General features: G+C 73.8%; 12 protein-coding genes. 7 read left to right on the top strand and 5 right to left on the bottom strand.

Annotation, left to right across the window (positions count from 1 at the left end):
• Positions 1–48 precede the first annotated feature (48 nt).
• The 3 genes from ACFPM7_RS20035 to ACFPM7_RS20025 are packed head-to-tail and all read right to left on the bottom strand — an operon-like array spanning position 49 to position 3,156.
• Positions 49–1,458 (bottom strand): mycothione reductase, encoded by a 1,410-nt coding sequence (locus ACFPM7_RS20035; protein WP_378249225.1) that lies wholly within the window; start codon positions 1,456–1,458, stop codon positions 49–51.
• A 38-nt stretch (positions 1,459–1,496) separates the two neighbouring features.
• Positions 1,497–2,033, bottom strand: a complete 537-nt coding sequence (locus tag ACFPM7_RS20030; protein WP_378249188.1) for a YbhB/YbcL family Raf kinase inhibitor-like protein — start codon at positions 2,031–2,033, stop codon at positions 1,497–1,499.
• Complete coding sequence (locus tag ACFPM7_RS20025) at positions 1,945–3,156, bottom strand: VanZ family protein (protein WP_378249187.1); 1,212 nt, start codon at positions 3,154–3,156, stop codon at positions 1,945–1,947. Before ACFPM7_RS20025 ends, ACFPM7_RS20030 begins: the two co-directional genes overlap by 89 nt.
• Positions 3,157–3,263: 107 nt before the next feature.
• On the opposite strand from ACFPM7_RS20025, the gene ACFPM7_RS20020 reads away from it, so the two are divergent.
• On the top strand, positions 3,264–4,322 hold the full coding sequence (locus tag ACFPM7_RS20020; protein WP_378249186.1) for a M48 family metallopeptidase: 1,059 nt from the start codon (positions 3,264–3,266) through the stop codon (positions 4,320–4,322).
• Between the two features lie 42 nt (positions 4,323–4,364).
• Here the strand turns inward: ACFPM7_RS20020 and ACFPM7_RS20015 are convergent, their stop codons facing one another.
• Positions 4,365–5,270, bottom strand: a complete 906-nt coding sequence (locus ACFPM7_RS20015; RefSeq protein ID WP_378249185.1) for a M15 family metallopeptidase — start codon at positions 5,268–5,270, stop codon at positions 4,365–4,367.
• Between the two features lie 149 nt (positions 5,271–5,419).
• Here ACFPM7_RS20015 and ACFPM7_RS20010 point away from each other — a divergent pair, with 149 nt between their 5' ends.
• Positions 5,420–6,235: a S1 family peptidase gene (locus ACFPM7_RS20010; protein WP_378249184.1), complete on the top strand. Its 816-nt coding sequence runs from the start codon at positions 5,420–5,422 to the stop codon at positions 6,233–6,235.
• Between the two features lie 16 nt (positions 6,236–6,251).
• Complete coding sequence (locus ACFPM7_RS20005; RefSeq protein WP_465251841.1) at positions 6,252–6,683, top strand: GNAT family N-acetyltransferase; 432 nt, start codon at positions 6,252–6,254, stop codon at positions 6,681–6,683.
• Here ACFPM7_RS20005 and ACFPM7_RS20000 read toward each other — a convergent pair.
• Positions 6,680–7,822, bottom strand: coding sequence for an 8-amino-7-oxononanoate synthase (locus ACFPM7_RS20000; RefSeq protein ID WP_378249182.1), 1,143 nt, complete (start codon positions 7,820–7,822; stop codon positions 6,680–6,682). The genes ACFPM7_RS20005 and ACFPM7_RS20000 overlap by 4 nt on opposite strands.
• A gap of 96 nt (positions 7,823–7,918) precedes the next feature.
• On the opposite strand from ACFPM7_RS20000, the gene ACFPM7_RS19995 reads away from it, so the two are divergent.
• The 4 genes from ACFPM7_RS19995 (at position 7,919) to ACFPM7_RS19980 (ending at position 11,895) form a co-directional block, all read left to right on the top strand.
• Positions 7,919–8,875 (top strand): cobalt-precorrin-4/precorrin-4 C(11)-methyltransferase, encoded by a 957-nt coding sequence (locus ACFPM7_RS19995; RefSeq protein WP_378249181.1) that lies wholly within the window; start codon positions 7,919–7,921, stop codon positions 8,873–8,875.
• Between the two features lie 64 nt (positions 8,876–8,939).
• A complete protein-coding gene (locus ACFPM7_RS19990; protein ID WP_378249180.1) occupies positions 8,940–9,926 on the top strand; it encodes a precorrin-6y C5,15-methyltransferase (decarboxylating) subunit CbiE in 987 nt (328 codons plus the stop codon).
• Between the two features lie 224 nt (positions 9,927–10,150).
• Entirely contained in the window at positions 10,151–10,999 is an 849-nt protein-coding gene (locus ACFPM7_RS19985) for an alpha/beta hydrolase (RefSeq protein WP_378249179.1), read from the top strand.
• 29 nt (positions 11,000–11,028) lie between these two features.
• Positions 11,029–11,895, top strand: coding sequence for a hypothetical protein (locus ACFPM7_RS19980; protein WP_378249178.1), 867 nt, complete (start codon positions 11,029–11,031; stop codon positions 11,893–11,895).
• Positions 11,896–11,906: the final 11 nt, after the last annotated feature.

The following is an 11,906-nucleotide window of genomic DNA, read 5'->3' as shown; positions in this document are numbered from 1 at the left end:
GTGCCACGTCCCGTTCACCCGGAAGCGGGTAGTCGCCAAAGATCGAGGTCAGAGCGGCAGGCTGAGCAGAGCGTTCTCCACCACCTCGGGCATGGCCGGGTGGATCCAGTACTGGCCACGGGCCATCGAGCGCGCGTCGAGGCCGAAGCTCATCGCCTGGATCAGCGGCTGGATGACGGTGGCGGCCTGCGGGCCGATGATGTGCGCGCCGATCAGCAGCCCGGTGTCGGGGTCGGCGATGAGCTTGGCGAAGCCGGTGGTGTCCTCCATCGCCCAGCCGTAGGCGATGCCCGCGTAGGCCTGGGTGGAGGTCACGTACCGCAGTCCGCGGTCGATCGCCTCGTCCTCGGTCAGCCCCACCGAGGCGACCTGCGGCGAGGTGAACACCGCGTGCGGGACGAACCGGTGGTCGGACTCGATCGGCTCGTCCGGGTGCAGCAGGTTGTGCCGCACGACCCGGGACTCGTGGTTGGCCACGTGCTTGAGCTGCCAGGGCGAGCTGATGTCGCCCAGCGCCCAGACGCCATCGGCCGAGGTGCGCTGCTGGGCGTCGACCACCACGTAGCCCTCCGGGCTCAGCGCGACGCCGCCCGCCGCCGGGTCGAGCAGGTCGGAGTTGGGGGTGCGCCCGGTGGCGACGAGCAGCACGTCGGCCTCGACCGTGCTGCCGTCGTCCAGCCGCAGCCGCACTCCGTCCTGCGCGGCATCACCGTCCTGCGCGAGCCGGTCGACGCGCTCGACGTCGCGGCCGAGGCGCACGTCCCAGCGCTGCGCGGCCAGCTTGGTGAACTGCAGCGAGATGTCGCGGTCCTCGCGCCGCAGCAGCCCGTCCGAGCGGGCGATCACGGTGACCTCGGCGCCGAAGGCGGAGAACACGTGCGCGAACTCCGCGGCGATGAACCCGCCGCCGACGATCGCCAGCCTGCGCGGCACCGAGGGCAGCCGCATGACCGTGTCGCTGGTGTGGAAGGGCACGTCGGCCAGGCCGGGGATCGCGGGCACGATCGGCCTGCTCCCGGCGGCCAGCACGATCCGGTCGGCGGTGAACTCGGTGCTGGTGTCCGCGCCGTCGACAGCGCCGTCGACCGCCATCCGCCGCTCCCCGGTGAACCGCGCGGTTCCGGTGAGCACGCTGACGTGGGCGTTGTCGGGGTGTTCGCGCCGGTACTGCTCGCCGCCCGCGGCGATCGGGTCGATGCGCCCGAACACCCGGTCGCGGATCTCCGGCCAGCGCACGGCGTCCAGCGTCAGGTCGACGCCGAGCCTGCCCGCGTTGGCGGGGGTGGCCGCCAGATCGGCGGCGTGGACGTACATCTTGGTCGGGATGCAGCCGACGTTGAGGCACGTCCCGCCGAAGGTCCCGCGCTCGACGATCGCGATGTCCCAGTCGGCGAAGCGCGGGTCGAGCAGGGAGTTGCCGGAGCCGGTCCCCACGATCACCAGGTCGAAGTGGCGCACGTCGGGCTGCAACCCACCGCGCGGCTCCGGCATTCCCATCAGTGCCGGTAGACGGGCGTGACGATGGCCCTGGCCAGGGTGTGGAAGGCGAGGTTGAAGCTGACCACGGCCGCGCTGGCGTCGGTGTCGACGTCCAGCTTGTCGACGTCGACGGCGTGCACGACGAAGTAGTAGCGGTGGTCCTGGTCGCCCTGCGGGGGCGCGGCGCCCGCGTAGTCGCGGGAGGACATGTCGTTGCGCACGTGGAAGGCGCCGCCGGGCAGGGTGTCGTCGGAGGCGCCCGCGCCGGCCGCCAGCTCGGTGGTGTCGGCGGGCAGGTTCACCGCGATCCAGTGCCAGAAGCCGCCGGGGATCGGCGCGTCCGGGTCGAAGCAGGTGACCACGTAGCTGCGGGTCCCCTCTGGAGCGCCGCTCCAGGACAGCTGCGGGGACACGTTCTCCCCGCCCGCCGAGCCGTGCACGTGCCGCAGCGCCTTCAGCTCGCCGTCAGCCACGTCGGTCGAGGTCACGCTGAACGTCGCGACCTCGGGGAGCAGGGAGTACGGATCGGGCGCGACCGGGCGGTCGAGGCTCATGGGGTTCCTCCGGGGCGGGGCTGCGATCTTCGCCGCCCAGGCTAACGGCGCGCTCGGCGGCGCGCGTGTCGACCACGCGCAGTCCCGCGACCAGGCCGGACAGGCCGCGGTGGTCGCGCGGGCGCCAGGCGAGGACCGCGCTGACGAGCATCAGCAGCGAGGCGAGCGCGCCGAGTTCGAGCGCGTTGAGGGTGAAGAAGCCGCCGGAGCCCGCGGCGAAGCGGACCAGCATCCGCACCAGCCCGGGTTTCCCGCCGTCGGGGCCGACCGGGTTGATCAGGACCACCCGCTGCCCGAAGGTCGCCCCGTTGCCGAGCAGCGGGACGAGCAGGATCAGCAGCCCGACCGGCAGCGCGTAGCCGAAGAGCCAGTCCAGGTGCCGCGGGCCCTCCTGGGCCCCGAGCAGCACGATCCACACCACGTTCGCCCCGACCGAGAGCAGCGCGCTGAACACCGTCACCGACACCACGTCGACGGCCATGCCGAGCAGCCTGCGCGCCGTGGTGACCGGCCGCGGGTCGCCGGGCGCGGCGGAGACCCGCTGGCCGGGCAGCAGGCGCAGCAGCGGGGCCAAGCCGAAGCCCAGCGCCGCGCCCGCGGTGTTGGCCAGCAGGTCGTCCACGTCGAAGAGGCGGTACGGGCAGGCGAAGAGACCCCAGACGGCCGTGAGCTGGGTGAACTCGATGAACAGCGAGGTCAGCGCGCCCGCGACGATGACGGTGGGCAGGCCTCTGCCGAACATGTGCCTGCCGAACATGCCCATGGGCACGAACAGGGCGACGTTGAACACGACCTGGAGCAGCGCCGGGTTGCGCAGCACCGCGCCGAGGCCGGTGCCGATCTGCTCCTCGCGGAAGTCGGCGATGAACCGCAGCGGGCTCAGCTGCGGTTCCCGGACCGCGTTCCGGGTGCACCAGTCCGCCGTCGTGTCCGGGACGGGCAGCAGCGTGTAGGTCCACAGGGCCAGCGCGTAGACCAGCAGGCCGAAGGCCAGGGCCGCGTGGCCGAGGCCGAGCTGGCCGCGTTTGCGGTAGCTCCAAGCGATGTACGGCACGAACAGCAGCGCCGCCAGCACCGTGCCGCCGAGGAAGGCCATCAGCGCCGACATCCCTGGGTCGCCCATACAAGCCGAATCTAGGAGCACTCACCCGGCTCGGCTTCTTGTGGACGAACAACCACTCCTTCCGGGGAATGCGCATAGTGTGGGGTCAGGACGAGGGAGGAACCGGAATGACCGAGGAGAACACGGGCGCGGACACCGGCGCGGATGAGGTCTCGCGCTCGACGAGGGTCCGCTTCCCGGGGATCAGCCCGCGGGCCTACGAGCACCCCGCGGACAAGGGCGCGATGGCCACGCTGCGCGCGGTGCCCGGAGTCGGCGACGTGCTCAAGACCGTCGCGGGCGTGTTCCCGGAGCGCGGCGAGCGGTTGATGGCCCTGGCTTCGAGCATCAGGGTCGGCGAGAAGCAGTACCCGAAGATCAACCAGCTGCGGCTGGAGTGCGCCGAGACGCTCGACCTGCCCAAGTTGCCCAACGTCTTCGTCGCGCGCAACCCGCAGGCCAACGCCTTCACCATCGGCATCGACGAGCCGTTCATCGTGCTGACGACCGGCCTGGTCGAGGCGATGGACACCGAGAGCCTGCGCTTCGTCGTGGGCCACGAGATGGGCCACGTCCTCTCCGGGCACGCCGTGCTGCGCACGCTGCTGTACCGCCTGCTCACCCTGCAGCAGACGATGGCGTTCGTACCGCTGGGCGCGCTCGGACTGCGCGCGGTGATCGCCGCGCTGCGCGAGTGGTTCCGCAAGGCCGAGCTGACGTGCGACCGCGCGGGCCTGCTCTGCGGCCAGGACCCGGCCGCCGCGCTGCGCACCCACGTCTACCTCGCGGGCGGCACCGACCTGACGCAGATCGACATCCCGTCGTTCCTGCAGCAGGCCGCCGAGTACGAGAACGTCGAGGACATCCGCGACAGCATCCACAAGCTGCGCAACGTCGAGACGCAGGGCCACCCGTTCGCCGTGGTCAGGGCCGCGCAGCTGCAGCGGTGGGCGGCCAGCGAGGAGTACCGGGAGATCCTCACCGGCACCTACCTGCGCCGCGAGGCGGACCGGGGCCACAACAACTTCACCGACGACATCAAGGACGCGGCGAAGTCCTACAAGGACTCGGTGTCGAACTCGACCGACCCGCTGGTGAAGATCCTCAGCGATGTCGGCAGCGCGGTCTCCGGCGCGGCCGGGAAGGCGTTCAGCAAGTTCGGCGGCGGCAACCGCGACAACAACTAGCGACGGCGACCAGGACGCGCGGGGGGCCGCGGGAGCGGCCCCTCAGCGGCCGGTGGCGGTGAAGTGCTGGATGTCCAGCGGTGAGGTCCAGTCCCCGCCCCAGGACCAGCCGATCCCGGCGAAGGCGCGCACGACGGCGTCGCCGCGGTGGATCATGCCCGCCCGCTTCCAGCCGCGGTCCACATAGGCCGAGGCGAGTTCGGGGAGCACCAGGTTGCCCCGGACGTAGGGGTTGTTGAACGGGTTGACGTCGATGGCCAGCCCGGAGGCGTGCGCCGACCAGGTCTTCTGGTTCACCGCGGGGCGGCAGACGAACGAGCCGGTGTTGTTGCCGTCGCCGGTCGGGTGCAGGTCCAGCTCCGGCGCGTCGGTCACGCGCATCTCCTCGATGGGGAACCGGATGGCGTGCAGCGTGCCGAAGACACCGACCACGCCCTGTGCGGCGCTGCGGTGCACGATCATCTCGCCGGTGTGGTGCAGGCCGTCGAAGCCCCAGAACGACATGGTCAGGTAGCGCAGGTCGGCGACGGCCACCGGGCACCCGCTGCGCCACGTGCTGCGGGCCAGCACATCGGCGGGGACGGGCGAGATCGTGGACTTGTACCCGCTGCCCGCCGGCGGGGGCAGGCGGTCCTGGGTCGGCAGCCTGCGGTCGCGCAGTTCGGCGGGCGTCGGCAGGATCTGGCCGAAGCCGCCGGGGCCCAGCGGCAGCGGTTTCGCGCCGACGACCCACCGCGCGGGCGGTGGCGGGGCGGTGGTCGTCGGCTCGGGCTCGGCGGTCGTGGTCGTGGTGACCCGCGCCGGGGTGGTGGTCGGCGCGGGGGTGGTCGTGGAGGCCGCCGCGGCGGCGGACTCCGAGGCGCGGGCGGCGCGCTGCTCGGCGGGGGTGGTGCACGCGGCGAGCGCGGTCACGAGCGCGATGAGCGGGATCAGCCGGCGGGGACGCACCCGTCCAGCATGCCGGACGCCCGAAGGACCACCCGTTCGAGCGACACGGCGTCGCTACCGAGGCGCACCCGCGTTGACATAGCGTGCCCTGAGGGGCACGCAGCGTTGATGGCTGCGCAGATGTAGTCAATCCGGACAGGAGACGCCGAATGGGCGGAAAGACCCGCCGAATCCTGGGCGCCGCCGCGGCCCTCGCCGTGCTGGCCGCGATGTTCGCCCAGTTCGTCGCCGACGCCCGCGAGCAGGTCGTGGGCGGCACGCGGGCCTCGATCGCCGACCACCCGTACGTGGTCTACCTCGCCACGCGCGACGGCTACCAGTACTGCGGCGGCACGCTCGTCGCCGAGGACAAGGTGGTCACCGCCGCGCACTGCGCGCGCGCCTTCCCCGCCCGCGACGTCCGCGTCGTCGGCGGACGCGAGGACAAGCAGGGCACCGACGGCGAGGTCCGCGAGATCGCCGGGGTGTGGATCCACCCGGCCTACCGCGACGTCACCGAAGGCAGCGACGTCGCCGTGCTGACGCTGTCGGCGCCCATGCCCTACCGGCTCCTGCCGCTCGCGGGCGCCGACGACGCCGAGCTGTACACCGCGGGCAGCCCGGCGACGATCCTCGGCTGGGGCCGCACGTCCTCCGGCGGCGCCACCTCCCGCTACCTGCTGACCGCCCAGGTCCCCCTGTACAGCGACACCGACTGCGACAAGGCCTACCGCGCCTTCGACCCCGCATCGATGGTCTGCGCCGGTCTGCCCCAGGGCGGCGTCGACACCTGCCAGGGCGACTCCGGCGGCCCGCTGATCGTCGGCGGCAGGCTCGTCGGCATCTCCTCGTGGGGCGAGGGCTGCGCCGCCCCGGGCAAGCCGGGCGTCTACGCCAGGGTCTCGGTCTACGCCGCCGACATCGCCGCCGCCGTCGACCCGGCCCCGGTCGACCCGGTGCCGTCGTCGCCCGCCCCCGCGCCGTGATAGACCCTGCGGTGTGCTGCACGTCGCCACCGGCCCCGAACTGACCGCCGCCGACCTCTACGACCTGCTCCGCCTGCGGGTGGACGTGTTCGTCGTGGAGCAGGAGTGCCCGTACCCGGAGCTGGACGGGCGCGACATGCTGGCGAGCACCGTGCACCTGTGGCTGCGCGAAGGCGGCGCTGTGCTCGGCTGCCTGCGCCTGCTCGACGAAGGCCCCGCCACCCGCGTCGGCCGGGTGTGCACGGCGGCCTCGGCCCGCGGGACGGGTCTGGGCGGCACGCTGATGGCCGCCGCGGTCGAGCGGATCGGGGCGCGCGAGAGCGTCCTCGGCGCGCAGGTCCAGGCCCAGGGCCTCTACGCCCGCTTCGGGTACGCGCCGGAGGGCGAGGTCTACCTGGAGGACGGCATCCCGCACATCTCCATGCGCAGGCCAGGTTCCACGCCCTAGCGGGGAGCCGTCTCGGTGATCACCTTCACCGCCCGCGAGATGTCCTCTTCGGACAGGTCGGCGCGCGCGGTGAGGCGCAGGCGGGAGATGTTGTCCGGCACCGACGGCGGGCGGAAGCAGCCCACCCAGACACCCGCGGCCCGGCAGTCCTCGGCCCACTGGACGGCCGCCTCGGGCGAGGGCGCGCGCACCGAGATGACCGCGGCGTCGGGCTCGCAGGCGTGCAGGCGGGCGGCCCGCAACCGGGTGGACAGCTCGCCCGCGACGTCGCGGACGCGCTGGGCGCGCTCGGGCTCGTCCTTGAGGATGTTCAGCGCGGAGAGGGCGGCGGCGGCGCTGGCGGGGGCCAGGCCGGTGTCGAAGATGAAGCTGCGCGCGTTCTCCACCAGGTGCCGGATGACCCGGCGTGGGCCGAGGACCGCGCCGCCCTGGGCGCCGAGGGACTTCGACAGCGTCACGGTGACGACCACGTCCGGGGACCCGGCCAGGCCCGCGGCGTGGACCGCGCCGCGGCCGCCGTCGCCGAGGACGCCGAGGCCGTGGGCGTCGTCGGCGATGAGGGCGGCGTTGTGGGAGCGGCAGGCGGCCATCAGCTGCGGCAGAGGGGCCAGGTCGCCGTCGACGGAGAAGACCGTGTCGGTGACCACGACCGCGCGCTCGGTGCGCCGGGTGGCCAGGGCGCGCTCGGCGGCGGCGGGATCGTTGTGCCCCACCACGGCCACCTCGGCGCGGGAGAGGCGGCAGCCGTCGATCAGCGAGGCGTGGATGCCCGAGTCGGTGACGATCGAGCACGCCTTGCCCGACAGCGCCGTCACCGCGGCCAGGTTCGCCGCGAAGCCGGAGGAGAACACCAGCGCGGCGGGGAAGCCGCAGAAGCGGGCCAGCTCGTACTCCAGTTCGGCGTGCAGCTCGGTGCTGCCGGTGACCAGCCGCGAGCCGGTCGCGCCCGCGCCCCAGCGCAGCGCGGCGGCGGCCGCCGCGCCGCTCACCCGCTTGTCGCGGGTGAGGCCGAGGTAGTCGTTGCCCGCCAGGTCCAGCAGGCCGTCGTCGGGCCTGCGCGGGTTCAGCCTGCGGGTCAGGCCTGCCTTGCGCCGGTCCTCGGCGTGGGCGTCGAGCCAGTCGAACACCGAATCGTTCACGCCCGCGAGTGTCGCACCGCCGCTGACGCGGACCCGCGTCCGGGGCACGGGAGCGCCAGGCGATACGGTCGCCCCATGCGTGGCACGGTGAGTTTCGTGGGAGCCGGACCGGGCGCGGTCGACCTGCTGACCCTGCGCGGGGCCCAGCGGATCGCCGACGCGGACCTCGTGCTGTACGCCCCCGGCGCCACCGACGCGGCCTGGCTGCGCGAGCACACCGCCGCCGAGCTGGTCGACTGCTCCCGGCTGAGCCCGGAGGAGATCGCCGAGCACTACCGGCGGCTGGCCAGCAGGCGCGGCAAGGCCGTCCGCCTGGTCTCCGGCGACCCGGCGCTCTCGCCGCGGCTGCGCGAGCAGCTGGACCTGTGCACCCGGCTCGGCCTGGACGTCGAGGTGGTGCCCGGGGTCTCGCCGGTCTCGGCCGCCGCGCCGGTGCCGCTGCTGGAGGCGGGCGCCGTCGAGTCGCTGGCCGTCACCACCGTCGAGACCGACTTCACCGCCGTCCGCGACCTGGCCGCCGCGGGCCGCGCGCTCGCCGTGCGCGCCCCGGCCGCCCGCACCGCCGACCTGGTCGAGGCGCTGCGCGGCGCGGGCATCGCCGACGACACCCCCGCTGTCGTGGCCGACAAGCCCAGCCGCCCGGACGAGACCCTGGTGCGCACGACCGTCGGCGAGCTGGTCGCCGAGGTGAAGAAGCACAACCTCTGGCGCTCGGCGCTGTTCCTGGTCGGCGAGTCGCTGCGCACCACCGGCAAGGCCAAGCCCACGGGCGAGGAGTCCGCGCCGCGCTGGACGGCGCGGTCCTGGCGCAGGCCGACCGACGAACCCCGCAAGACCTGGGCCGAGCGCCGGGCCGAGGCCGGAACCACCGCCGCGGCGGCCCAGGCCCCGGCCGCTGCGGCCGCGCGGGAGCCCGAGGACGAGCCGCGCGTGCCGGTCGCGGTCGGCGCCCCGGACTCCGCCGAGCAGGCCCCGGCCACGCCCAAGCCGGTCCGCTCGCCGGGCAAGCGCTCGCCGCGCTCGGCGGCCAAGCGCGCCGCGAAGAAGGCCTGAGCGCGCGTTTGCGCAGGTAATCAGGCGTTCCCTGGCGGGGTGTCGGCGTGGTCGAATGACGCCCATGACGCCATGGTTGCCCGATGTGACCCGGTTGGCCGAGATGGCCAAGCGGCCGTGGGACGAGATCACGGTGGTCAGCGCCGAGGGGCGCGACTTCCGCCGGGCGGTGAACCTCTGCCGGGCGCGGCCCGCAGTGGCGGTGCGCACGGCGCCCGGGGCTGGGCCCGCCGAGCTGGCCAGGGAGCTGGTCGGCTGGCACCGCTACCTCGCTGTGCTGGAGAACGTCGGCGGCGCCACCGAGCAGCTGTCCATAGTGGACTCGACCGAGGCTGAGCGGAAGGCCTGGCGCACGCCGAACCTGGTGCTGTGCCTGAGTTCCCTCGAAGGCGAGCGGGCGCACCGGTGGCTGTCGTCGGAACCGGTGCCGGACGGCAAGGGCTGGGCGTTGCCCGCCACGGCCTTCGCCACCCGCGAGGGCCACTGGATTCCCGAGCACATCCGGGCGCTGGCCCTGGCCCGGCTCGCGCCCCGGCCGGGGGCGCTGCTGTGGGACGTGTGCGCCGGGGCGGGCGCGGGCGCCATCGGCATCGAGGCCGCGCTGCTGGGCGCCGCCGTCGTCGCCGTCGAGCGCGACGCCGCGCTGTGCGTGCGGGTCGTGGCCAACGCCAACGCCCACGGCGTCGATGTGCGGCTGGAGGACGGCGAGCTGCCGAGGGCGCTGCGCGGACTGCCGCGGCCCGACGCGGTGTTCCTCGGCCGCTCGACACCCGAGCTGGTGCGCGCGTGCGCCGGGGCGGGCGCGGGGCGGATCGTGGTGCTGGTGACCGAGCTGGACCACCTCGGCGCGACCCGGTCGACGCTCACCGGCGCGGGCTACACCGTCGGCGGCTGCCAGCTCAGCGCCGCCCCGCTGGTCGACGGGCCCGACGGCGGCACCGCGGTGCGGCCCGCGGAGACGTCCTTCCTCGTCTGGGGATCCCGCACCGACAGCGACGACACCGACGCGACGACACCGACGCGACGACACCGACGCGATGACACCGACTGACGACACCGACTGGCACCCGATGACACAGGTAGGGCCCCGAACGGAGCAGCGCTGTGGGATGAACGGGCTCTGGCGTCCGTTTCCCGGTCGGCAGTGTCCGATCCGGCTCGTCGTCGATCGACAAAGGAGCGCTCCCCAAAGGTGAGGTTGGCCCTTGATACTGGATTTCGGCGGCCTCCTTCCCCATAAGATCGGCCCTGGGGTCCGTGACGAGCGGAGAACTTGTGAACACTGCGCGAACTGTTCGGCTGTCCCGCCGGGCCGCCCTCCTCGGCGGGCTGGGCGCGGGCGCCTGCCTGCTGACCGGCTGCCAGGGGCAGACCCCGGAGATCGACCCCAAGAGCGAGCTGGCCCTGACCAAGCCCCCCGCCACGGCGGCCGAGCCCGTCACCACCGACCGCAAGCTCTCCACGCACGGCCGCGCGCAAGAGGTCGACATCGTCTTCGTCCGCCCGTCCGGCATCCCGCCGGGGCCGATCCCGGTGTGCCTGGCGCTGCACCCGAAGCTCGGCGGGGCGCGCACCTTCCTCAAGTACGGCATCGCCGAGATGCTCACCGAGCTGGCCCGCTACACCAGCGCGCCGTTCGCCATCGCCGCCGTCGACGGCGGCAACTGGGTCGGCACCAAGTACGACGACCCGCAGCGCATGCTCACCGAGGACATGCCCGGCTGGCTGTCCTACCACGACCTGGCCAGCACGCCGTTCGCCGTGATCGGCCTCGGCGAGGGCGCGATGGGCGCGCTCAACCACGCCCGCGCCACGACCGGCATCCGCGCGGTCGCCGCCGTCAGCCCGACGCTGTACGAGGGCTGGCAGTACGCCGAGGCGTCCGGGGACTACCAGGACCGCGCCCAGTGGGAGGCCGCCGAGCCGCTGCGCCACACGTCGGAGTTCTCCGGCAGGGCGGTCGGCGTCTGGTGCGGCGCCGGGGACGCGGCGTTCCTGGGCACCTCAAAGGATTTCGCCGGGCGGGTGAAGGCCAAGGGCACGTGGGCGCCGGGCGGCCACGACGAGGCGTACTGGCGCAAGGCACTTCCCGAAGCGCTGAAATTCGTCGGAGGTCACCTGTAGGTTTCCCTCGGCGAGGGGAGCTTGTGGGGATGAGCGAGGACATCGGGCTGCGACTCGGCATAGTGCCGCTGCGCCCGTTGAGCGTGCCGGATCTGCTGCGCGGCGCGCTGGACGCCGTGCGCAGGCACCCGGGCGCGCTGCTGGGGATCGGTTTCGCCGTGGCGGTGGTGGGGGAGCTGGCCGCCCGGCTCGCGGTGCTGCTGGCCTTCGGCGGCGACCCGGCCGGACTCGACCTGACCGGCCATCCCGGCTCGGCGTTCCCGCCGTTCGCCGCGTCGCTGCTGCGCACCGCGGCGTTCGGGCTGGTGGGGATCGTGCTGGCTGCGGTGGTCAACACCGTCGTGCCGCGCGCGGTCTTCGGCCACACGACCCGGGCGTCCGCGGCGCTGCGCGCGGGCTCGCCGTCGATGCCCGCGCTGCTCGGCGTGGCGGTGCTGACCGGCCTGCTCGTCGGTCTCGCCGCCGGGATGGCCGCCCTCGGCGCCCTGGCCGTGGCGATCAGCCCGCTCGGCCTGGTCCTGGCGCTGCCGCCGCTGGGCCTGATGCTCTACCTCAGCGTCGTGCTGCTGCTGGCCCCACCGGTCGCGGTGGTGGAACGCCTCGGCCCGGTCGCGGCCCTGCGCCGCTCGCGGGAGCTGGTGCACGACGGCGCGGGCGGCTGGTGGCGCGTCTTCGGCGTCGCCCTGATCGCCAGCCTGGTCGGCCTGGCCCTCAAGGTCGCGGTGTACTCGGTCTTCGACGCGATCAGCGGCGGCACCGCCTTCGCCGACGCCCTCGGCGCGATCCTGGTCGGCACCCTCGTGACGCCGTGGACGCTGGCGCTGCACGCGCTGCTCTACGTCGACGCGCGGTACCGGGTCGAAGGCTCGGAAGGGCTGTGGCGCGCGGCGGGGTGAGGACGTGAAGA

It is taken from the genome of Actinokineospora guangxiensis (assembly GCF_042657845.1).
In the GTDB taxonomy this organism is placed as follows: Bacteria; Actinomycetota; Actinomycetes; order Mycobacteriales; family Pseudonocardiaceae; genus Actinokineospora; species Actinokineospora guangxiensis.
This window is presented reverse-complemented; position numbering and strand designations above follow the sequence as displayed.